This window comes from Caballeronia concitans, from assembly GCF_001544615.1.
GTDB lineage: Bacteria > Pseudomonadota > Gammaproteobacteria > Burkholderiales > Burkholderiaceae > Caballeronia > Caballeronia concitans.
On sequence record NZ_FCNV02000005.1, the window covers coordinates 268,759 to 289,802 of the forward strand.

Here is a 21,044-nt window from a genome sequence, read left to right on the forward strand (position 1 = left end):
CATCGTGAAAAAACAAGGGCGGCTTTCGCCGCCCTGCTGCGATTGCAAAGATCGCATGATAACAACCTGCCGACAGCGAGCCGCGTCAGCCGCCCGCTTTCCCATCGTCCTGCGCGGGCGGGACCTCATCCGTCAGCGCGTCTTCCAGCCCTTCGATGATCCGCTGCGTCGCGCCGCGCGCCTGAAGCGCGAAGAGCAGCAGCGAGCGGCCCGTCACCTGGTAGACATCGCCGCTATCGAACTGCGGCAGCTCCTCGCGAATGGGCGCGTTCGTATCGATCAGACAGCTCCACTGATCCGGCCCGGGAATATCCGGCAACGTGAAATCGACGACATCGTGATACGCGTTCATGATCAAGAGCAGCGTCGCGTCCGATGCGGGCTTGCGGATGCCCGTCGCCTGCGCGCGGCCATCGATGACCAGCCCGAAGCAATGCATGCCCGGATCGTCCCACTGTTCCGGCGTGAGCGTGTCCCCGCTCGGACTCAGCCACTTCACATCGGCGACATCCATGTCCTCGCGATATTCACCGGTCAGGAAACGCTGACGCCGCAGCACCGGCAGCGTGTGGCGCAGCGTCGTCAGCTTGCGCACGAAGTCGGTCAGCGCGCGGCCGTCGTCGTCGATGTCCCAGTTGACCCAACTGATCTCGTTGTCCTGACAATATGCGTTGTTGTTGCCCTCCTGCGTGCGGCCGAATTCGTCGCCCGCGAGAATCATCGGCGTGCCTTGCGAGAACAGCAGCGTCGCGAGCATGTTGCGCTTCTGGCGCTCGCGCAGCGTGCGGATTTCCGGATCGTCGGTGGGGCCTTCGACGCCGCAGTTCCACGACTTGTTGTCCGAATGGCCGTCCTTGTTGTCTTCGCCGTTCGCCTCGTTGTGCTTGTCGTTGTAGGAGACGAGATCGTTCAGCGTGAAGCCGTCGTGCGCGGTGATGAAGTTCACGCTCGCCCACGGACGACGCCCGCGCTTGTTGAACTTGTCGCCCGATGCGGTGATGCGTTTCGCGAGATCCGCCGCCTCGCCCTCGTCGCCCTTCCAGAACCCGCGCACGGTATCGCGATAGCGGTCGTTCCACTCGGCCCAGCCCGGCGGGAAGCCGCCGACCTGATAGCCGCCGGGGCCGCAATCCCACGGCTCCGCGATGAGCTTGACGCTCGAGAGAATCGGGTCTTGCCGGCAACTGTCGAGAAAGCCGCCGCCTTCGTCGAAGCCGTACGGTTCGCGGCCGAGAATCGTCGCGAGATCGAAACGGAAGCCGTCGACGTTCATCTCCGTCACCCAGTAGCGCAGGCTGTCGGTGACCATTTGCAAGACGCGCGGATGCGAGAGATTCAGCGTGTTGCCGGTACCGGTATCGTTGATGTAGTAACGCGCCTGCTCCGGCATCAGCCGATAGTACGACGCGTTGTCGATGCCGCGGAACGAGAGCGTCGGCCCGCGCTCGTTGCCTTCAGCAGTGTGGTTGTAGACCACGTCGAGGATCACTTCGAGGCCGGCTTCGTGCAGGCGGTCGACCATCTCCTTGAACTCGGCGACCACGCCGGCGCCGCGCGCGAAGAAGCGCGGATCGGCCGCGAAGAAACCGATCGTGTTGTAGCCCCAGTAGTTCGTGAGGCCCTTGTCGAGCAGATAGCTGTCGTTGACGAACGCGTGGATCGGCAACAGCTCGACGGAGGTGACGCCAAGGCTCTTGATGTAATCGACCACTTCCTTCTGCCCGAGCCCCTCGAACGTGCCGCGCATGTGCTCCGGAATCGCCGGATGCCGCTTCGTGTAGCCGCGCACGTGCGTTTCGTAGAAGATCGTGTGCTCCCAGGGCACGCGCACGCGCGTGGCGTGGGTCCACGTGAAGCTCTGATCGACGACCTGGCATTTCTGCATGAACGGCGCGCTGTCGCGTTCGTCGAAGGTGAGATCGTCGCCTTCCGCGTTGAGCGTGTAGCCGAATACGGCCGGGTCCCACTTCAGTTCGCCGACGTGCGCCTTCGCGTACGGATCAAGCAGCAGCTTGTTCGGATTGAAGCGATGGCCGGCTTCCGGCTCATACGGCCCATGCACGCGATAGCCGTACACGGCGCCCGGCGCGAGGCCATTCACATAGACGTGCCACACTTCGTCGGTGTATTCAGGGAGTTCGATGCGCTGCAGTTCCTTCTCGCCCTTGTCGTCGAAGAGACAGAGTTCGACCTTGGTCGCGTTCGCGGAGAACAGGGCGAAGTTCACGCCCTTCCCGTCCCACGTCGCGCCGAGCGGAAACGGGGAGCCTTCGGCAATGCGATATTCGTTCGGCATGAATGATGTTTCGATAGAAGATGACGCGTGCGGCGTCGGGAAAGAAGGTGTGCCGCATGGCAGGGCATAATCGGATCGCGGCTGATCGGATCAGCTTGAAGCAAAGCGCATACCCGGTGCGTCGTTCGGGCGCCATCCGCCGTCTCTGGCGCGATAGATGCTGCACTGCTGCAAATCGTGCTTTACATCGTGCCTGAAATCGTTCCGCTCGCCGAAGGAGAACACGCTTGTCCTCGCGCCCTACCTCCATCTCGACGACGTCCACCGGTACGGCTGAGCAAAGCCGTGCGACCGGCCGTTCGCTTCGCGACGCCATTCCGTTCGAAGCGCACGGCGCGTGGCAGCCGGAACCCGACCGGCCCGATCCCGTCGAGCGCGTGCTCGCCGGCAACGCGGGCCGCCAGGAGCGCCTGTTGCCGCTGCGGATGGCGCGCATGGCCGAATCGCCGTTCGCCTTTCTGCGCGGGTCCGCGACCGTCATGGCGTGGGATCTCGCGAGGTCGCCGTCGATCGGGCACAACGTGATCATCGACGGCGACGCGCACATCAACAATTTCGGGCTTTTTCGCACGCCGCGTCAGGACGTCGTGTTCGATCTGAACGATTTCGACGAAACCCTTGTCGGTCCGTGGGAATGGGACCTGAAGCGCCTGACCGCGAGCATCAACGTCGCGGCGCGCGAAAACGGCGTCGACGTCCAGGGCCGCGAGCGCGCGGTGCGTTCCGCGTGCGCGGCGTATCGCACGACGATGGAAAAGCTGTGGCGCGTCAGCCCCTACGATCTCTGGAACATGCGCTCATACGCGAGCGCGCTCCACGTCGATGCGCCCACGGAACTCACCGACGACGAGAAAGCCACGATTCAGAAGACCGTCGAGCGCGCGATGAAACGCTCGCACGCGACCATGCTCGCGAAAGTCGCGGAGCCGGTGGGCAAGAGCTGGCGCTTCATCGTCGATCCGCCGATTCTCACGAAGCTCGACGCCGCCGAGAAGAATCACGTCTCCGACGGCATCAAGGCGTATCTGCAGACCATCGCGGGCGAGTGGCGCATGATGCTCGAACGCTACGATGTCGTGGATGTCGCGCATCGCGTCGTCGGCGTGGGCAGCGTCGGCACGCGCGCGTATCTCGTGCTGATGCTCGGCCGCGCGCTCGGCGATCCGCTGTTCATCCAGGTGAAGGAAGGCATCGTGCCTGCCGCCGCGCCGTTCGTGCCGCCGCTCGAGGAGCCGTATCGGCATCAGGGAAGGCGCGTCGTGCACGGACAACGGCTGATGCAAAGCTCGTCCGACGCCCTGCTCGGCTGGACCACCATTGCCGGACGCGATTTCTACGTGCGCCAGATGAAGCAGATTCGCGGCTCCATTCCGGTCGATTGGCTGCACGGCGCAACCTTCGATTTCTACGCGTGGTGCCTCGGGTTGCTGCTCGCCCGCGCGCACGCCCGCACCGGCGACGCCGCGCTCATCGCCGGCTATTGCGGCAACTCGGACAAGCTCGACGCCGCCTACGCGATGTGGGCCGAACGCTACGGCGCGCAGACGGTGGCCGATCACGCGGCGTTTTGCGCGGCGATCAGCGTAGGCCGCGTGAAAGCCGCCTGATCGCAAAGCCGTCGGATTGCATGTGAACCGGCACGGAACCGGCACGAATTCGACGATTCGCAGTTCAATTGACTATCATGGCGATGTCGCGCCCGACCGTTCGCATCGATGGCATCGCCGTTGCTGCCGCGCGTCGCCGGTGCGTTGCTCGAGGGAAATCGTTCGGACTTTAAAAGGAGGAAGCCGCGCATGAGCATGATGCAGGAATTCAAGAACTTCGCCCTCAAGGGCAACGTCATGGACCTCGCGGTCGGGGTGATCATCGGCGGCGCGTTCTCGACGATCGTGAACTCCGTCGTCAAGGACCTGATCATGCCGGTGGTCGGTCTCGCGACGGGCGGCCTCGACTTCTCGAATCTCTTCGTCCGCCTCGGTCACATACCGCCGACGTTCAAAGGCAATCCCGATTCCTACAAGGACCTGCAAACCGCGGGCGTCGCGGTGTTCGGCTACGGCTCGTTCATCACCGTGCTGATCAACTTCATCATCCTCGCGTTCATCATTTTTCTGATGGTCAAGTTCATCAACAATCTGCGCAAGCCGCACGAAGAAGCACCGAACGCGCCGACGCCGGAAGACGTGCTGCTGCTGCGCGAAATCCGCGATGAACTGAAGAAAACGCCGCGCGTCTAGACGGATATTCCCGCGCCATCCTGCTTCGAGCAGGCCGACTCGCTTCCCCCATGCGGCGCGTGCATGAAAGGCACGCGCCGCTTCGTTCGCACGACCGCTTTTTTCTTCGCGGAGGCTATTCGCACGGCTAGTAGCAGGACTATTATTGAGATAGAAGTCAGATAGACATCCAGGGGAATGCCGAGGGGATACCAGCGGGCCGCCAAGGTCATCGGCACGATTCGTGCGCCTCACGTGCGTATCGGCAACCAGCCGGTCGAACGTCCGGACGGCCCGATTCACCGTGACCTGATCACATCGATGCGCTATAAAAGATCGACGTGCGGCACGCAAGACGGGAGTGGCCGCATGAGGACGCTGCGTTTCTTGCAATTCTTTTTCAGGCGAATTTTTATGTCCTTCCCGAAAAAGCGTGGACGCGTGAAGGCTGATGGCGACGAATCGTTTCTCGCCGTGCTGCGGCATTTCAAGCCGTTTGGCCAGCTCGATACCAAGATTGCACGCGCTCGCGCGCAGGATGAACCGGTGCTCTACGCACACGTGCTGCCGGGACTCGATGTCCTCTTGTGCAGCGTGCGCGGCGCGCAACCGCCCTATCCGGCCATCGACGAGTTGCACAGGCGATGCGTCGAATCCATCACGAATGCACTGGAGCAGCCGCTCGACGGACTGGAGAACGGCGGCTACTGGTACGAAGCGAACGGGTTCGGCTTCCTCGTGTTCGCGAGCCGCGCCCGCACGCAGATTCTGAGCGAGTTCGGTGCGACCGCATCGACGCGCGCGCGTCGCGGCACGCGCCGTCAGGATGCGGGCGATGCGGCCTCGCGCCCGCTGCGTTGATTACCGGTCGAATCGATTTCCCTGTCGTTCGTCGCCGATGCCCCTCGTGAATCCGGGCGCGGCAGCGGCGCGTCCGAGCGGTCCGGATGTCTCGGCGTGGCGCATGTCTTGCTGCGGTGCGGCTTCGGACACATCACAAGGAGAACATCATGTCGGAACACGTGTATAAGCAGATCGAACTCACCGGATCGTCCACCCAGTCGAGCGACGACGCGGTGCGCGTCGCGCTGGCGAAGGCATCGAAGACGCTGCGCAACATGCACTGGTTCGAAGTGACGGAAACGCGCGGACACATCGAGAACGGCCAGATTCTGCACTGGCAGGTGACGATCAAGGTCGGCTTGCGCATCGAGGACTGAACGCGCGCGCCTTTCGCCGTTCGACGCTGCAAAAAAAACCGCGCCTCGAAAGCGCGGTTTTTCATTGCGACGATGCAGCCGAACGCCTCACTTCGGCAGCGAGCCGTCCACGCCTTCCACGTACCAGTTGATGCGCTGCAGTTCCGGATCCGTCAGCGTCTTGCCGGCCGGCACCTTTTCCGCGCCCGACTGATCCTTGATCGGACCCGTGAACACATCGCGCTTGCCGCTATGCAGTTCCTCGCGCTGGGCGGCGACGGCCTGCATCGCCTTCGCGGGAATCACGCCGCTGTTCAGGTCTTCCAGGTCCACCGCCTTCTGCGGAATGCCGAGCCACACCGGATCGTTCTTCCACTTGCCGTCCATGACCTTCTGGATCACGTCGTTGTAGTACACGCCCCAGTGCGCGACGACCGAGCCCAGATGCGCGTTGGGACCGAACTTCTTCATGTTCGAATCCCAGCCGAACGCATAGACGTGCTTTTCGTTCGCGGTGTTGAGCGTCGCGTTCGAGTCGGTGTTCTGCAGCAGCACGTCCGCACCCTGCCCGATCAGCGTTTCAGCTGCCTGCTTTTCCTTGCCCGGATCGAACCAGCTGTTGATCCAGATGACCTTCGTGTGGATCTTCGGATTCACCGAACGCGCGCCCAGCGTGTACGCGTTGATGTTGCGCACCACTTCCGGAATCGGCACCGACGCCACGAAGCCGAGCGTGTTCGTCTTCGTCACGTAGCCGGCGGCGACGCCCGCGAGATAGGCGCCCTGATACATGCGCACGTCGTACGTGCCGAAGTTCTTCGCTTTCTTGAAGCCCGTTGCCGACAGGAACACCGTGTCGGGGAAGTCCTTCGCGACCTTCAGCGCGAAGTCCTGATAGCCGAAGCTCGTCGCGAAGATGATCATGTTGCCCTTGTTCGCGAGATCGCGGAACACGCGTTCCGAGTCCGCGGATTCCGGCACGTTCTCCACGCGCGTGATCTTGATCTTGCTGCCGTACTTCGCTTCGGCTTCCTTCGATCCGGCGTCGTGCGCGAAAGTCCAGCCCGCATCGCCCGGATTGCCGAGATAAACGAACGCGACGCCCGGCGCGTCCGCGGCTTGAACGCTTGCGGCGGCGAGCGTCGCCGACAGTGCGACCGTGGCCGCGATCGCCTTCAGCCCTGCTTTATTCATTGCGTGATTCTCCTTTTGGATGTTGTATGCAAAACGGAAAGCGGTTCGCCTGAAGTTTCATCGGCCAAAAAAGCCGGCGTAACCCGGGCGCGCGCGGTGCGGCAAGACAGCAACAGACGCGTCGTTGATCGTATCGCGCGGCATTTTGAATGCGGCACTTTGCATGCAACGCGTTGCATGCAAAGAACCAGGACCCGCGTGCATCAGCTCGCGGCGAAAAACGGCTTGCCGAGCGACGCCGGCGCGTTCAGCTTGATCGTGTTCGGATTGCGCGAGATCAGCACCAGCACGACGATGGTCGCGAGATACGGCAGCATCGCGAGAAACTGCGTCGGCACCGGCACGCCGATGGCCTGCGCGTAGAACTGCAGCGCCATCACCGCGCCGAAGAGCAGCGCGCCGATCAGGAGCCGGCCCGGACGCCAAGTCGCGAACACGACGAGCGCAAGCGCGATCCACCCGCGCCCCGAGGTCAGCTGTTCCTGCCACACGTGCAGATAGACGATCGAGTAGTAGCCGCCCGCGATGCCCGCCATCGCGCCGCCGAAGAGCGTCGCACCGTAGCGCACGCCGACCACCGGAAAGCCGACCGAATGCGCGACCGCCGGCGATTCGCCGACCGAGCGCAGCACGAGCCCGGCGCGCGTCTTGTACAGGAACCAGCCGATCAGCGCGAACATCGCGAATGCGAGATAGCCTAACAGCGTCAACGAGAAGATCGCCGGGCCGAGCACCGGAATGCTGGAAAGACCGGGAATCGGCATCACGTCGATGCTCGCGCGCACCGCCGCCGACGTGTACGGCTTGCCGACATATGCCGAAAAGCCGATGCCGAAGATCGTGAGCGAGAGGCCCGTCGCGACCTGATTCGCAAGCATCGTGATGGTGAGAAAGCCGAAGAGCAGCGCCATCGCGAGTCCGGCGAACACCGACGCGACGATGCCGAGCCACGGGCTGCCGGTGATCGCGGTGACCGCGTAACCGGTGACCGCGCCCATCAGCATCATGCCTTCGACGCCGAGATTGAGCACGCCCGACTTTTCGGCGACGAGTTCGCCCGCGCCCGCGAACATCAGCGGAATGGCCGCGACGACCGCGCTCGATGCGAGATTGCTGGCTTGATTGATGTCCATCTGTGTCTCTCTTAAGCGGCGTGATGCGCCGGCGTGCGACGCCTGATGCGGTAATTGACGAAAAGATCGCAGCCGAGCAGACAGAACAGCAGCAAACCCTGAAACACGCCCGCGAGCGCCTGAGGCAATTGCAGCGACGTTTGCACCGCTTCGCCGCCGAGATACAGGAGCGCCATCAAGAGACTCGCGAGCACGATGCCGACCGGATGCAGCCGCCCGACGAACACGACGATGATCGCCGTGAAGCCGTAGCCCGGCGACCAGCTCGCCTGAAGCTGTCCGATGGGACCGGCCACTTCGCCCATGCCGGCAAGCCCCGCGAGACCGCCCGAAAGGAGCAGCGACGTCCAGATCGTTTTTTTGTCGGAGAAGCCCGCGTAGCGCGCGGCCAGCGGCGCCAGCCCGCCGACGTTCATCCGGAAGCCCGCGAAACTCTTGCGCATGAAAAGCCACACGAGCGGCACCGCGATCGCCGTCAGAAACACCGACGCGTTGATGCGCGTGCCCTTGAGCCAAGTCCAGTGCCAGTCGCCGTAGAGACGCGGGAACAGCGCATCGTCGACGAACATCGCGGAAATCGGGAAGTTCATGCCCTCCGGATCGCGCCACGGGCCGCTCACCAGATAGATGAGCAACTGCGTCGCGACGTAGGTGAGCATGAGGCTCGTGAGAATCTCGTTCGTGTTGAAGCGGCTCTTGAGCAGCGCGGGGATCGCGGCCCACGCCATGCCGCCCGCGACGCCGCCCGCCATCATCAGCGGCAGCGTCCACCAGCCGGAGGCGTCGCCCGCATGAATGGCGATGCCGCCCGCGACGATGCCGCCGAGCAACATCTGCCCTTCCGCGCCGATGTTCCACACGTTCGCGCGATAGCCGACCGCGAGCCCGAGCCCGATGAGGCACAGCGGCGAGGCTTTCAGCACCAGTTCCGACCAGCCGTTGATATTCGAGAGCGGCTCGATGAAGAACGCGTGCATCGCGCGCAGCGGGTCCTGGCCGACAATGCTGAAAATCAGGAAGCCGATCACGAGCGTCGCGACAGCGGCGACGACCGGCACGGCGAGCTGCATGACGCGCGACGGCGTCGGGCGCGCTTCGAGTCGATAGGGAAAGATCATGCTTTGTGGCTCAAGGAGTCGAGTTCGGCGGCGGACGTGCGTTTGCCGTCGAAGAGGCCCGCCATGAAGAGGCCGATTTCCTCGGCGTTGGTCTCGCCCGTCGCGCGCACCGGCGAGAGCTTGCCTCGCGCGAGCACGGCGAGGCGGTCGCAGATGTCGAAGAGTTCTTCCAGTTCCTCGGAAATCACAAGAATGGCGACGCCGCGCGCCGCGAGATCGAGCAGTTGCTGGCGGATGAAACCCGCCGCGCCGACATCGACGCCCCAGGTCGGCTGCGCGACCACGAGCACCTTCGGCGCCTGCAATATCTCGCGTCCGACGATGAACTTCTGCAGGTTGCCGCCCGAGAGACTTTGCGCGAGCGCGCCGCTGCCGCCGCAACGCACGTCGAAGGCTTCGATGCAGCGGTCGGCGAACGCTTTCATCGCGCCGGACCGGATCCAGCCGCCCTGCACCAGCTTCTGCCGATGCGCGGTGAGCAAACCGTTGTCGGCAAGCGACATCGCCGGGACCGCGCCGCGTCCGAGCCGCTCTTCGGGCACGAATGCGAAGCCGAGGCGCCGCCGTGCGCCTGCCGTTAGACGCGCGGCGGGCGTGCCGCAGATGGAGACGGCATCGGGCGCGGCCTGACGATCGCGGATTTCGCCGGACAGCGCCGCGAGCAGTTCCGCCTGGCCGTTGCCCGACACGCCCGCGATGCCGAAGATTTCGCCCGCGCGCACGCCGAATGACACGTTTTCCAGCGACGTGCCGAACGGATCGGGACTCGCCACGGAAAGATCCTTCACCGCGAGCAGCACGTCGCCGGGCGTATGCGCGCGCCGCGTGTAGTCCGGCAGGCTGTGGCCGACCATCAGCTGCGCGAGCGACGCGTGCGTTTCCTTGCGCGGATCGACGTTGCCGGTCACGCGGCCACCCCGCATCACGGTGGCGTTCTCGCAAAGCGACTGGATTTCGTCGAGCTTGTGGCTGATATAGAGAATGCTGCAGCCTTCCGCCGCGAGCCGGCGCAAGACCTTGAAGAGCTTCTGAACCGCTTGCGGCGTCAGCACCGAAGTCGGTTCGTCCATGATGAGCAGACGCGGATTCTGCAGCAGGCATCGCACGATCTCGACGCGCTGCCGCTCGCCCACCGTCAGGCTGTGAACGTGCCGCTGCGGATCGACATCGAGGCCATAGTCCGCCGATACCTCGCGAATGCGCTTGGACAGCGCCTTCATGTCGAATTTATCGTCGAGCGCGAGTGCGATGTTTTCAGCGACCGTCAGCGTCTCGAACAGCGAGAAATGCTGAAACACCATGCCGATGCCGAGCTTGCGGGCCGCCGCCGGACTGCCGATCTCGACGGCCTCGCCCTGCCAGCGGATCTCGCCTTCATCCGGCCGCACGGCGCCGTAGATGATCTTCATCAGCGTGGATTTGCCCGCGCCGTTTTCGCCGAGCACGGCGTGAATCTCGCCCGGCATCACGACGAGGTTCACTCCGTCGTTGGCCTTGACGGACGGATACTGCTTGCTGATGCCGGACAACGCCAGGCGCGGTGGCGTTGTCGAGTTCGAAATGGCGTCGCTCATTGAGCTCAGAGATTACGTCCGGCCACCGAGCAGGCCGGACTGGGAAAAGTTACCGCGACAGCGAACGACACCCGAGCGTCGCGCATATTCATGCCGCGGGCAGAATTTACAGAATTCGCGCCCTCAAGTCGATAACTCAAAATTGACTGTCGCTTCTCGCACAGCGCCTGTTTGCGGGTTAGCCACACCTTGACGCAATTCTTGTGTCATATTAAAAATGATATGTAGTCACCCCGCATCGATCAGCCAGAACATATAGTGGAGATAACATGAGTCAGCAACGCGAGGCGATCGATACGTACTTATTGCGCGTCTTGCATACCCTGCTGATGGAGCGCAGCGTCACGCGCGCGGCCGTCAAGCTCAATCAGTCCCAACCCGCCATCAGCGCCGCGCTGCGCCGCCTTCGCGACATCACCGGCGACCCGCTCCTCGTGCGCGGCAAGTCCGGCATGGTGCCGACCGAATACGGCCTGCGCCTGCTCGAACCGACGCAGAACGCCTTGCGCGAAATCGAGCGCATCAAGGTCCAGCAACATAACTTCGATCCGTCGACGTCCGTGCGGTGCTATCGCATCGGCTGTCCCGACTATCTCAACGTGCTCTTCGTGCCGACCGTCGTCGAGCGGTTTCGTCAGGCCGCGCCGAACGCCACGCTCGAGTTTCATTCGCTCGGGCCCGCATTCGACTACGAACTCGCGCTCGAAGACGGCAAGCTCGATATCGTCGTCGGCAACTGGCCGGAGCCGCCCGAGCAACTGCATCTGTCGAATCTCTTCGTCGACAAGATCGTCTGCCTCGTGAGCAACACGCATCCGTTCGCCAAGCGCGGCGGGCTCACGCTCGATCAATATCTCAATGCGCCGCATCTCGCGCCGACGCCCTATTCCGTTGGACAGCGCGGAGCAATCGACGTGCACCTCGCGCGCGAGCGTCTGAAGCGCCATGTCGTCGTCACGCTGCCGTACTTCAATCTTGCGCCTTACGTGCTGATCAAGTCCGATCTCGTGTTCACGACCACGCGCCTCTTCGCCGATCATTACGCGCGGTTCCTGCCGCTCGCGGTCGTGCCCGCGCCGCTCGATTTTCCGCCGATGCAGTATTACCAGCTGTGGCACGAGCGCTGCCATTACTCCGACGAAGTCCGCTGGCTGCGCGGGCTCGTCGCCGAAGCGACGCGCTCGCTGATCGACCAGCCCTGACGTTTCGCCGTGCTATCGCGCGCGGTCCGCGAGATCGCGCGCGAGCGTGTTGTGCCGCTCGACGACCGCGCGCACATCCACCGTCGTCAACCGCCCTTCCTTCACGACCAATTTTCCATCGATCACGCTCGTCGCCACTTGCGACGGCGCGCAGAACACGAGCGCCGCGACGGGGTCGTGCAACGCGCCCGCGAACGCCGGCTGCGACAGGTCGAACGACACGAAGTCCGCCGCCATGCCGGGCGCGAGCGCGCCGATGTCATCGCGGTTGAGTACTTTCGCGCCGCCGAGCGTCGCGATTTCGAGGGCTTCGCGCGCCGTCATCGCCTCGGGACCGAAGCCGACGCGCTGCAGCAGCAACGCCTGCCGCACTTCCGCGACCATCTGCGCGCCATCGTTGGACGCCGAGCCGTCCACGCCCAGGCCCACCGGCACGCCCGCATCGCGCATGGCACGGATCGGCGCAATGCCCGACGCGAGCCGCATGTTCGAGCACGGACAATGCGCAACGCCCGTCCCCGTGCGCGCGAACAGCGCGATGCCCGGCTCGTCGAGCTGCACACAGTGCGCGTGCCACACATCGCGGCCGACCCAGCCGAGGTCTTCCGCGTACTCGGCGGGCGTCATGCCGAACTTCTCGCGGCTATACGCGACATCGTTCACGTTCTCGGCCAGATGCGTGTGCAGCGACACGCCGTATTCGCGCGCGAGCGCCGCGCTGTCGCGCATCAGTTCGCGGCTCACCGAGAACGGCGAGCACGGCGCGACGACCACGCGCAACATCGCGTAGCGGCCTTCGTCGTGATAGGTCTCGATGAGGCGCTGCGAGTCCTTCAGGATCGCGTCTTCCTTTTCGACGACCGAATCCGGCGGCAGACCGCCATCCTTCTGGCCGACGCTCATGCTGCCGCGCGCCGCGTGAAAGCGCATGCCGATCTCGCGCGCCGCCGCGATGCTGTCGTCGAGCCGGCTGCCGTTCGGATAGATATACAGGTGATCGCTCGACGTCGTGCAGCCCGAGAGCAGCAGCTCGGCCATCGCGGTCGTCGTCGAGACGTGGATCATTTCGGGCGTGAGATGCGCCCAGATCCTGTAGAGATTCGTGAGCCAGCCGAACAGCTCGGCGTTCTGCGCGGCGGGAATCGCGCGCGTCAGGCTCTGATACATGTGGTGATGCGTGTTGACGAGGCCCGGAATCACGAGATGCCCGCGCATGTCGAGCACGTCGTCGGCGGTTTGGGGCAGTTCGCTCGTCGGGCTGACCGCGACGATGCGGTTGTCTTCGATGAACAGCCCGCCATCGGCGATTTCGCGGCGTTGCGCGTCCATCGTGACGAGCATGCGGGCGTTCTTGACTAGCAGTGTGGACATCGTTTCTCCGTCGACGGTTCGGTGAATGGCATGAGAACCCCGGTTACCCAGCGTCGATCGCCGTCTTCGGGACGCGGCATGGTTGCCGCACTGGCACTGTCCGCAGCCAAAAACATCGCCGCAATCAGCCGGGCATCATAGTCGTCTTCACGCCCTCGATATATGCGCGAATTTTGGCGCGGGTAGCATCGCCGGAAAAGAGGCCGCTTGCGCCGCGACGATCAGGGTACGCCCTCATGCGCCCGGCATTATCTTTCTTATCGCGGGCGCACGGCGCGTCGCAAATTTCTAAAATGCTGTACACGGCGCGCATCTGAAACGCCGACGGGTATGTAGCCACTGACGTGGAGCCTCGATCCGCCGCCGCCGCACACTCCCCCGTGCGGATTTCGGATCGATGCGCGAGCCGGACATCGCACAACACAAGGAACATGCGAATGGGCAAGCTCACCACCCACGTCCTCGACACCGCGCACGGCCGCCCCGGCGCGAACATCAAAGTCGAGCTGTTCGCGCTCACCGGCGACACCCGGCGCGCGATCAAGACCACCCTCACCAACGACGACGGCCGTTGCGATTCCCCGCTGCTCGAAGGCGCGGAACTCGGAACCGGCGAGTACGAACTCGTCTTCCACGCGGGCGATTATTTCGCCGCGCTCGGCGTGAAGGTGCCCGAGCCGCGCTTCGTGGATCGCGTGGTCTTGCGCTTCGGCATCGCGGACGCGGCGTCGCACTATCACGTGCCGCTGCTCGTCTCGCCGTGGGCGTACAGCACGTATCGCGGCAGCTGAATCGCGAACACGCATACACACATACATCAGCACAACGTGCGCATAACGAATCGGTAGTGGAGGAGTACATGGAAGGCTTTATCACCGACTGGCTCAATCTGGCCTTGCGCTGTCTGCACGTGATCGTGGCGATCGCGTGGATCGGCGAATCGTTTTACTTCGTCGCGCTCGACAACAGCCTGAAACCGCCGCAGGACCCGAACGCGCGCCGACGCGGCGTGTTCGGCGACTTCTGGCACGTGCACGGCGGCGGGTTCTATCACATGCAGAAGTATTCGGTCGCGCCGCAGGACATGCCCGAGAACCTGCACTGGTCGTTCTGGCCGTCGTACACCACGTGGATGTCCGGTTTCGGCCTCTTCCTCGTGCTGTATCTGCTCTCGCCGAGCACGTATCTCATCGACAAGAACGTGCTCGACATGGGGCCGGTCGTGGCCGTGGCATCGGCGATCGGCTTTCTGCTGGCGGGCTGGATCGTGTATGACTCGCTGTGCCGCCTGCTCGGCACCAAGGACAAGCTGCTCGGCATTTGCGTCGGCATTTACGTGCTGATCGCGGCGTTCGTCGCGTGTCACGTGTTCTCGGGCCGCGCGGCGTATCTGATCACCGGTGCGATGCTCGCGACGATCATGTCGGCCAACGTGTTCTTCGTCATCATTCCGGGGCAGCGCAAGATGGTCGCGTCGATGCTCAAGGGCGAAACGCCGAACGCCATCTACGGCAAGCGCGGCAAGCAGCGCTCCGTGCACAACACGTACTTCACGCTGCCCGTCGTCTTCGCGATGCTCTCGAACCACTACGCGATGACCTACACGCACAAGTACAACTGGGTGATCCTCGTGCTGATCATGCTGGCCGGCGCGCTGATTCGCCAGTTCTTCGTGATGCGGCATCGCGGGCAAGTGCTGTGGTACATGCCCGTCGCGGGTCTCGTGCTCGTGCTCGGCGCATTTGCGTGGACGATGCCCGCGCCGAGCGTGCCGGTCGCGCAGGCCGCCGGCGCGCCGACGCTCAAGGTCGCCGATATCCAGCCGATCATCCAGCAGCGTTGCGCGACGTGCCACTCGGCGCATCCGTCGATGATGGGCAGCGCGCCCGCCGGCGTCGTGCTCGATACACCCGCCGAGATCAAGCAGAACGCGCAGCGTCTACATCAGCAGGCGGTCACGCTGAAGGCGATGCCGCTCGGCAATGTCACGCAGATGACGGACGCGGAGCGTCAGAAGATCGCCGCGTGGTTCGATGGAGGCGCGGTGCAGTAAGGCTTCGCGCTCAAGCGAAATGGCCCGACCGGTTTCAAGCCGGTCGGGCCATTCGCGTTTAGTGGGCCGCGAAGTACGCCTTCACGGCATCGATGACGGTATCGATATCCTCGGGCAACACATCGCGATGCGTGACGAATCGCGATGCATACAGCATCTGCGTAAGGATGCCGCGCTCTTTCAGCCACGCTTCGAGCCGCTCGCAGTGCGCCTGCGGAATCTGCGCGAAGACCATGTTGGTCGCCTGCGATTGGATCGAGATGCCGTCGATCCGCGCGAGCCCCGCGGCGAGACGCGCGGCGTTGTCGTGATCCTGCGCGAGTCCATCGACATGATGATCCAGCGCATACAGACACGCCGCCGCGAGCAGGCCGGCTTGCCGCATGCCGCCGCCGAGCACCTTGCGCCAGCGCGCCGCGACGTCGATGAGCGCGCGGCTCCCGACCAGCACCGATCCCACCGGCGCGCCCAGTCCCTTCGAGAAGCAGATGGACACCGTATCGAACGGCGCGCACAGCTCGCTCACCGGACGGTCCGACGCGACGGCCGCATTGAACACGCGCGCGCCGTCGAGATGCGTCGAGAGTCCGAGATCGCGCGCGAGCTTCGTCGCTTCCGTCACGTACGAAGCCGGCAGCACCTTCCCGCCGATGGTGTTCTCCAGCGCGAGCAGCTTCGAGCGCGCGAAGTGATTGTCGATCGGCTTGATGGCCGCCGCGATCTTCTCGAGCGGCAGCGAGCCGTCGGGCGCGTTTTCGATCGGCTGCGGCTGGATGCTGCCGAGCACGGCCGCGCCGCCGCCCTCGTATTTGTACGTGTGCGCCGCCTGCCCGACGATGTATTCGTCGCCGCGCGCACAGTGCGCCATCAGCGCGGCGAGATTGCTTTGCGTGCCGCTCGGGAAGAACAGGCCCGCTTCCTTGCCGGTGCGTTCGGCAAGCGTGGACTGAAGCCGGATGACGGTCGGATCGTCGCCCCAGACGTCGTCGCCGACTTCGGCTGCGGACATGGCCGCGAGCATGGCCTGGCTCGGGCGGGTGACGGTATCGCTGCGTAGATCGATCATGCGTGCGGGCATCGTGGAATCGCTCGTCGGAAAGGAACCGTCTATGGTAGCCGTTTCGCGCGCCGCAAAGAAAAAGACCGGCGCTATTCGCGCCGGTCTTTCGGGTCAGCCTTGAGGAAGAGCCGCTATCGCAACGCGTCTTCCGTGAGCCATACCGATTCTCTCAGGTCCTGCTCGTTGAGGTTGTGCCCCTCTCCTCCGCGATCGACGACGATGAAATCGCTCACCTTGCCGAGCGCGAGCAACGGATGATGCCAGACGCCCTTCGCATAATTGACGCCTTGCCAGCCGCGCGTGACGAACGCGCGGATCTTCGATTCGTCGAGATCGCCCGCCGGCGCGACCACGACGAGATACGGCCGGTCATCGAGCGGCACGAACGCCTGGCTGCCGAGCGGATGCCGCTCCATCATCTTGCATTCGAACGGCAGCGTGCGCGGCTGCCCGCGAAACAGATTGACGATCGCGCGGCCGCCTTCGTCGGTCACGTCCACGTTGCAGAGATCGTGGAAGCGGATCGTCGTGCCGAGATTGATCGGAATCTGCTTCGCGCCTTCCAGTTCGATCACGTCGCCGAAAGGCTCGAACGCAGCGCGCGTCAGCGGTTCGATGGCCAGCTTCTTCATCATGCGAGCGTTCCGAAAAGACGCAGGCGCGACACGCCGCCGTCCGGGTAAATATTGAAGCGCACGTGCGTCACCGGCCCGAGCGCCGCCAGTTCCGATTCGAAGAAATGCTGCTTGTCCATCTGCAGCTTCTGCTCGCCGAGCAGCACCGGCCAGAACATGGCCTGCGTGACGAGCGAGCTGTCCGTGCCGCCCGTGACATACGCGGCCTGCAGCGAGCAGCGGTCGGGGAAATTGCCCTTGAAGTGCGCGGTATCCACTTCGACCTTCTTGATGATGCCCGGCTGCGCCAGCGCGACGATACACCAGTCGTTGCCCGGTTCGCGGCGACGGCGCGTTTCCCAGCCATCGCCCATGTTGACGCCGCGGCCCGGCATCAGAAGCGTCGAGGCGAGCCCGAAGTGCTGGTTGTTCGTGCCGACCATGTACGCGCCGTTTTCCATCGCGCCGAGATCGACGAGCTGGTTACGGTCCGCGTTGCGCCAGTCGAGCTGCGGCTGGCCGTACACACGCAGACGCGCGATGCCGCCGTCCGGATAGATGTTCACGCGCAGGTGCGTGAACGGCTGTTCCGCGCTGACATCGAGATAGTGGTGGCTATTGCCCTGCAGCGTCATCGACGGCACGATTTCGGTCCATTGCGTGGACTGGTTCGGCGAGCCATCGGCGACATGCGCGCCTTCGATCGACGCCGCCGGCGGGAAATTGCCCGTGAAGTGGCTCGTGTCGAGATCGATGCCCTTGATCACGCCCGGCCGCGCCAGCTTGACGACGCACCAGTCGTAGCCCGTCGTGCGCTTGCGGCGCGTTTCCCAGCCGTCCATCCACTTGCCGTGATCGTCGAATTTGCCGGGGATGAACACGGCCGGCTCGGGGTTCAGCATGCGTTCCTTCGGCGCGAAGAAATCGTCGCTCGCCTCGAGCGCCTGCGCGCCGAGACGCGGGTCCGCGAGATTCACATAACGGCGCGTGAAGTCGGGCGCGTTGGGATCGAGTGTCGGAATTGCCATTGTCTTCGTCCTTGTTAAACGGGTGAAAGGATCATGCCGCGATGAGGTCGTCCAACCTGAAGCGGGCGATCCGGTAAATCTGATCGAGGCTCGTGCGAAGCTCTTCGGCGCGGTCGTGATTCACGCGCTTTTCGAAGTTCGCGATGATGCCGTGACGGTCATAGCCGCGCACGGCGAGAATGAACGGAAAGCCGAATTTCTCGCGATACCGCGCGTTCAGCGATTGCAGCTTGTCGAACTCTTCCTGCGTGCAGAGGTCGAGGCCGGCGCCGCTCTGCTCGCGCGTCGATTCGGCCGTCAGTTCGCCGCGCACCGCCGCCTTGCCCGCGAGTTCCGGGTGCGCGTTGATGAGCGCGAGCTGCTTTTCGTCGCCGGCTGTTTCGACCGCTTTCGACATCGCCGCATGCAGCGCGTCGATGCTCGCGAACGGGCGCTGCTTCGCCGCGATTTCCGCGACCCACGGCGAGTGTTCGAAGATGCCCGCGAGCACGGTCACGAAGGCATCGGCGGGCATGGCGTTGAGTTGATCGAGTGTGGTTTGCATCGCTTTCATGCCGCCGTCCCGTTGTTGGTTTCGCGCTTGGTTTCACTCTTCGTCTGATACGGATGATGCTCGCGCCAGTGCCGCGCGATATCCACGCGCCGCGTCACCCAGACGCGATCATGCTTCTCGATGTGATCGAGGAACCTCTGCAGTCCGCGGAAGCGCCCCGGACGCCCGAGCAGCCGGCAATGCATGCCGATGGAAAGCATCTTCGGCGCTTCGTCGCCTTCTTCGTAGAGCACGTCGAAGGCATCGCGCAGATAAGTGAAGAAGTGATCGCCCGTGTTGAAGCCCTGCGGCGTGGCGAAGCGCATGTCGTTGGTATCGAGCGTGTACGGCACGATCAGTTGCGGCGTGGTCTTGCCGCCCGTCACTTCGACGTCCATCCAGAACGGGAGGTCGTCGCCGTAATAATCGGAGTCGTAGAGAAAGCCGCCGTATTCCGCCACCAGCCGATGCGTGTTCGGGCTGTCGCGCCCGGTGTACCAGCCGAGCGGCCGCACACCGGTGACGCGCTCGATGGCTTCCATGCCGAGCCGCATGTGCTCCGCTTCGCGCTCGGGCGACATGTCCTGATAGTGAATCCACCGATAGCCGTGGCACGCAATCTCGTGCCCCAGTTCGACGAACGCCTTCGAGAGTTCCGGATGCCGTTCCATCGCCATGCCGACGCCGAACACCGTGAGCGGCAAGCCGCGCTTCTCGAACTCGCGCAGGATGCGCCACACGCCCGCGCGCGATCCGTATTCGTAGATCGATTCCATGCTCATGTGACGCGACGGATACGCCGCCGCGCCGACGATCTCGGACAGAAACTGCTCGGAGCCGGGATCGCCGTGCAGCACGCAGTTTTCGCCGCCTTCTTCGTAATTGAGCACGAATTGCACGGCGACGCGCGCGCGTCCCGGCCAGTTCGCCTGCACGGGGTGGCGGCCGTAGCCGATCAGGTCGCGCGGATAGTTCGGATCGAAAGACATGGCTGGGTCAGGAGCTGGGCGTTGAAGATCGGATTGTCGACGATTCAGTGTAGCGAAAACGCTTCGGCGCGCCCATACAGCGGCGCAGATATCCGCGATCAGCGCGGGCTGAAATCGACGAGCACGCCGTCGTAGCGTTTGGCGAGCGGCCGCGCGAAATCGCCCCGTTTCGCCGTGTGCAGCTTCAGCGCGACGAGCGCCTCCGCCCACTTGACCGCCGCCGTCACGCCTTCGACGACCGGCGCGCCGATCGCGTCCTCCACTTCGCGGCAGAACTCCGCCATGCCCGCGCAGCCGAGCACGATGGCGTCCGATCCGTCTTCGTCGAGCGCGCGCCGGCACTCGTCGATGATCGTTTCCCGCGCCGCCGATCCCGGTTCGTCGAGTTCGAGCACGGCGACATCCGTCGCACGCACGTTCTTGCAGAAGCGCGACATGCCGTAGCGCTCCGCGAGATGCCACGCCATGCCGCACGTGCGCTCGAGCGTCGTCACGACGGAAAAGCCCGGCGCGATGACGCTCGCCGCATGCATCGCCGCTTCCGCGATGCCGATCACCGGGCCGCGCGCCAGTTCGCGGGCTGCGTACAGCGCGGGATCGCCGAAGCACGCGATCACGTAGGCATCGACGCCCTGCCGCTCGCCCGCTTCCACCTCGGCGAGCAGACCGAGCGACGCGAGCGCTTCGTCGTAATAGCCTTCGATGGACGGCGGACCCATCGGCGGGCTGACCGCGATGATCTCGGTGCCCGGCGCGGCGACGTCGCGGGCGCAGCGAGCCATCGAATCGGTCATGCGCTGCGTCGTGTTCGGATTGATGAGTTTGATGCGCATTGCTGTCTCCTTTCTTCCTGCCATCCGCCGCGGCGCTTCGTCGAGCGTCCTGTCGGCGGTTCTGTGTATCGTCTCTCAGGTTCTCTTCGCGCTCAGACGGCGCGCTTGCGGTCCGCCAGCATCCAGTAGAACAACGCGCCCAGTCCCGCGCCGATGAACCACGAGAAGTTCGCGGAGGCTTCGAGCGACGGCAGCATCACGCAGAGAATCGCGATCACGGCGGCGGGCAGGAGCGCCATCACCGCACGACGATTCACGCCCTTCGTGTACCAATACTTGCCAGTTTCCGACGTGGTGTAGAGATCGTCCACCGCGAGCGTGCCGCGCTTGACCAGATAGAAGTCAATGATCAGGACACCATACAATGGTCCGATGAAGCTGCCGAGAATATCGAGCGTGTAGTGAATCACGGCCGGGTTGTTGAACAGGTTCCACGGCGTGATGAAAATCGATGCGGTCGCGGCCAGCATGCCGCCCATGCGCCAGCTGATGAGACGCGGCGCGACGTTCGAGAAGTCGAAAGCCGGCGACACGAAGTTGGCCACGATATTGGGCGGATTCAAACGGTCGTCGCAACACTGGATTGTTGAACAGATTTCAGGTACTCGTCTAGGGCTTCCGCAGGTGTC

19 protein-coding genes and 1 pseudogene are annotated in these 21,044 nt (G+C 64.0%); 7 read left to right on the forward strand and 13 right to left on the reverse strand.

All coding sequences use genetic code 11. From position 1 onward, the window contains the following. Positions 1-85: 85 nt before the first annotated feature. On the reverse strand, positions 86-2,296 hold the full coding sequence (gene glgX, locus AWB72_RS15500) for a glycogen debranching protein GlgX (RefSeq protein ID WP_040049436.1): 2,211 nt from the start codon (positions 2,294-2,296) through the stop codon (positions 86-88). A 227-nt stretch (positions 2,297-2,523) separates the two neighbouring features. Here glgX and AWB72_RS15505 point away from each other — a divergent pair, with 227 nt between their 5' ends. The 4 genes from AWB72_RS15505 to AWB72_RS15520 all read left to right on the forward strand — a co-directional run bounded on the left by AWB72_RS15505 (position 2,524) and on the right by AWB72_RS15520 (position 5,735). Continuing rightward, the gene (locus tag AWB72_RS15505; protein WP_040049435.1) at positions 2,524-3,903 is read left to right on the forward strand and encodes a DUF2252 domain-containing protein; all 1,380 of its coding nucleotides are present in this window, start codon (positions 2,524-2,526) and stop codon (positions 3,901-3,903) included. Between the two features lie 189 nt (positions 3,904-4,092). Continuing rightward, a complete protein-coding gene (mscL, locus tag AWB72_RS15510; protein WP_040049543.1) occupies positions 4,093-4,536 on the forward strand; it encodes a large conductance mechanosensitive channel protein MscL in 444 nt (147 codons plus the stop codon). Between the two features lie 348 nt (positions 4,537-4,884). Beyond that, entirely contained in the window at positions 4,885-5,376 is a 492-nt protein-coding gene (locus tag AWB72_RS15515) for a hypothetical protein (RefSeq protein ID WP_040049542.1), read from the forward strand. Between the two features lie 149 nt (positions 5,377-5,525). Beyond that, the gene (locus tag AWB72_RS15520) at positions 5,526-5,735 is read left to right on the forward strand and encodes a dodecin (protein ID WP_040049434.1); all 210 of its coding nucleotides are present in this window, start codon (positions 5,526-5,528) and stop codon (positions 5,733-5,735) included. An 87-nt stretch (positions 5,736-5,822) separates the two neighbouring features. Here AWB72_RS15520 and AWB72_RS15525 read toward each other — a convergent pair whose 3' ends face one another. The 4 genes from AWB72_RS15525 to AWB72_RS15540 all read right to left on the reverse strand — a co-directional run bounded on the left by AWB72_RS15525 (position 5,823) and on the right by AWB72_RS15540 (position 10,733). Then, positions 5,823-6,908, reverse strand: coding sequence for a BMP family ABC transporter substrate-binding protein (locus AWB72_RS15525; RefSeq protein WP_087128161.1), 1,086 nt, complete (start codon positions 6,906-6,908; stop codon positions 5,823-5,825). Between the two features lie 203 nt (positions 6,909-7,111). Next, a complete protein-coding gene (locus AWB72_RS15530) occupies positions 7,112-8,041 on the reverse strand; it encodes an ABC transporter permease (protein ID WP_040049432.1) in 930 nt (309 codons plus the stop codon). Positions 8,042-8,052: 11 nt separating this feature from the next. Then, the gene (locus AWB72_RS15535; RefSeq protein WP_040049431.1) at positions 8,053-9,159 is read right to left on the reverse strand and encodes an ABC transporter permease; all 1,107 of its coding nucleotides are present in this window, start codon (positions 9,157-9,159) and stop codon (positions 8,053-8,055) included. After that, positions 9,156-10,733: an ABC transporter ATP-binding protein gene (locus AWB72_RS15540; protein ID WP_040049430.1), complete on the reverse strand. Its 1,578-nt coding sequence runs from the start codon at positions 10,731-10,733 to the stop codon at positions 9,156-9,158. Before AWB72_RS15540 ends, AWB72_RS15535 begins: the two co-directional genes overlap by 4 nt. Positions 10,734-11,002: 269 nt before the next feature. On the opposite strand from AWB72_RS15540, the gene AWB72_RS15545 reads away from it, so the two are divergent. After that, positions 11,003-11,935 carry a LysR substrate-binding domain-containing protein gene (locus AWB72_RS15545; RefSeq protein ID WP_008349998.1) on the forward strand — a complete coding sequence of 311 codons (933 nt, stop codon included), beginning with the start codon at positions 11,003-11,005 and terminating at the stop codon, positions 11,933-11,935. 12 nt (positions 11,936-11,947) lie between these two features. On the opposite strand, the gene AWB72_RS15550 is transcribed toward AWB72_RS15545, so the two are convergent. After that, positions 11,948-13,306 (reverse strand): 8-oxoguanine deaminase, encoded by a 1,359-nt coding sequence (locus tag AWB72_RS15550; RefSeq protein ID WP_052449761.1) that lies wholly within the window; start codon positions 13,304-13,306, stop codon positions 11,948-11,950. Positions 13,307-13,743: 437 nt separating this feature from the next. On the opposite strand from AWB72_RS15550, the gene uraH reads away from it, so the two are divergent. Together uraH and AWB72_RS15565 are read left to right on the forward strand one after the other, a co-directional pair. Beyond that, positions 13,744-14,097: a hydroxyisourate hydrolase gene (gene uraH, locus AWB72_RS15560; RefSeq protein ID WP_040049427.1), complete on the forward strand. Its 354-nt coding sequence runs from the start codon at positions 13,744-13,746 to the stop codon at positions 14,095-14,097. Between the two features lie 68 nt (positions 14,098-14,165). Then, the gene (locus AWB72_RS15565) at positions 14,166-15,359 is read left to right on the forward strand and encodes a urate hydroxylase PuuD (protein ID WP_040049426.1); all 1,194 of its coding nucleotides are present in this window, start codon (positions 14,166-14,168) and stop codon (positions 15,357-15,359) included. 58 nt (positions 15,360-15,417) lie between these two features. Here the strand turns inward: AWB72_RS15565 and ltaE are convergent, their stop codons facing one another. The 7 genes and pseudogenes from ltaE to AWB72_RS15600 all read right to left on the reverse strand — a co-directional run. Next, complete coding sequence (ltaE, locus tag AWB72_RS15570; protein ID WP_040049425.1) at positions 15,418-16,425, reverse strand: low-specificity L-threonine aldolase; 1,008 nt, start codon at positions 16,423-16,425, stop codon at positions 15,418-15,420. Between the two features lie 125 nt (positions 16,426-16,550). Continuing rightward, positions 16,551-17,051, reverse strand: a complete 501-nt coding sequence (locus tag AWB72_RS15575; RefSeq protein WP_040049541.1) for an ureidoglycolate lyase — start codon at positions 17,049-17,051, stop codon at positions 16,551-16,553. Beyond that, positions 17,051-18,061, reverse strand: a complete 1,011-nt coding sequence (gene alc / locus AWB72_RS15580) for an allantoicase (RefSeq protein WP_040049424.1) — start codon at positions 18,059-18,061, stop codon at positions 17,051-17,053. Before alc ends, AWB72_RS15575 begins: the two co-directional genes overlap by 1 nt. 31 nt (positions 18,062-18,092) lie before the next feature. Further along, positions 18,093-18,614, reverse strand: a complete 522-nt coding sequence (uraD, locus tag AWB72_RS15585) for a 2-oxo-4-hydroxy-4-carboxy-5-ureidoimidazoline decarboxylase (RefSeq protein ID WP_040049423.1) — start codon at positions 18,612-18,614, stop codon at positions 18,093-18,095. Further along, entirely contained in the window at positions 18,611-19,582 is a 972-nt protein-coding gene (puuE, locus tag AWB72_RS15590; protein WP_040049422.1) for an allantoinase PuuE, read from the reverse strand. Before puuE ends, uraD begins: the two co-directional genes overlap by 4 nt. A gap of 98 nt (positions 19,583-19,680) precedes the next feature. Then, positions 19,681-20,415, reverse strand: coding sequence for an aspartate/glutamate racemase family protein (locus AWB72_RS15595; protein ID WP_040049421.1), 735 nt, complete (start codon positions 20,413-20,415; stop codon positions 19,681-19,683). A 92-nt stretch (positions 20,416-20,507) separates the two neighbouring features. Beyond that, positions 20,508-20,966: pseudogene (locus AWB72_RS15600) on the reverse strand (cytosine permease); the annotation flags it as partial. Positions 20,967-21,044 lie beyond the last annotated feature (78 nt).

Excerpts from the sequence above, each read along its gene's own strand:
- glgX (WP_040049436.1), bottom strand. The coding sequence starts at position 2,296 with ATGCCGAACGAATATCGCATTGCCGAAGGCTCCCCGTTTCCGCTCGGC.
- mscL (WP_040049543.1), top strand. The coding sequence starts at position 4,093 with ATGAGCATGATGCAGGAATTCAAGAACTTCGCCCTCAAGGGCAACGTC.
- AWB72_RS15515 (WP_040049542.1), top strand. The coding sequence starts at position 4,885 with ATGAGGACGCTGCGTTTCTTGCAATTCTTTTTCAGGCGAATTTTTATG.
- AWB72_RS15520 (WP_040049434.1), top strand. The coding sequence starts at position 5,526 with ATGTCGGAACACGTGTATAAGCAGATCGAACTCACCGGATCGTCCACC.
- AWB72_RS15525 (WP_087128161.1), bottom strand. The coding sequence starts at position 6,908 with ATGAATAAAGCAGGGCTGAAGGCGATCGCGGCCACGGTCGCACTGTCG.
- AWB72_RS15530 (WP_040049432.1), bottom strand. The coding sequence starts at position 8,041 with ATGGACATCAATCAAGCCAGCAATCTCGCATCGAGCGCGGTCGTCGCG.
- AWB72_RS15535 (WP_040049431.1), bottom strand. The coding sequence starts at position 9,159 with ATGATCTTTCCCTATCGACTCGAAGCGCGCCCGACGCCGTCGCGCGTC.
- AWB72_RS15540 (WP_040049430.1), bottom strand. The coding sequence starts at position 10,733 with ATGAGCGACGCCATTTCGAACTCGACAACGCCACCGCGCCTGGCGTTG.
- AWB72_RS15545 (WP_008349998.1), top strand. The coding sequence starts at position 11,003 with ATGAGTCAGCAACGCGAGGCGATCGATACGTACTTATTGCGCGTCTTG.
- AWB72_RS15550 (WP_052449761.1), bottom strand. The coding sequence starts at position 13,306 with ATGTCCACACTGCTAGTCAAGAACGCCCGCATGCTCGTCACGATGGAC.
- uraH (WP_040049427.1), top strand. The coding sequence starts at position 13,744 with ATGGGCAAGCTCACCACCCACGTCCTCGACACCGCGCACGGCCGCCCC.
- AWB72_RS15565 (WP_040049426.1), top strand. The coding sequence starts at position 14,166 with ATGGAAGGCTTTATCACCGACTGGCTCAATCTGGCCTTGCGCTGTCTG.
- ltaE (WP_040049425.1), bottom strand. The coding sequence starts at position 16,425 with ATGATCGATCTACGCAGCGATACCGTCACCCGCCCGAGCCAGGCCATG.
- AWB72_RS15575 (WP_040049541.1), bottom strand. The coding sequence starts at position 17,051 with ATGAAGAAGCTGGCCATCGAACCGCTGACGCGCGCTGCGTTCGAGCCT.
- alc (WP_040049424.1), bottom strand. The coding sequence starts at position 18,061 with ATGGCAATTCCGACACTCGATCCCAACGCGCCCGACTTCACGCGCCGT.
- uraD (WP_040049423.1), bottom strand. The coding sequence starts at position 18,614 with ATGAAAGCGATGCAAACCACACTCGATCAACTCAACGCCATGCCCGCC.
- puuE (WP_040049422.1), bottom strand. The coding sequence starts at position 19,582 with ATGTCTTTCGATCCGAACTATCCGCGCGACCTGATCGGCTACGGCCGC.
- AWB72_RS15595 (WP_040049421.1), bottom strand. The coding sequence starts at position 20,415 with ATGCGCATCAAACTCATCAATCCGAACACGACGCAGCGCATGACCGAT.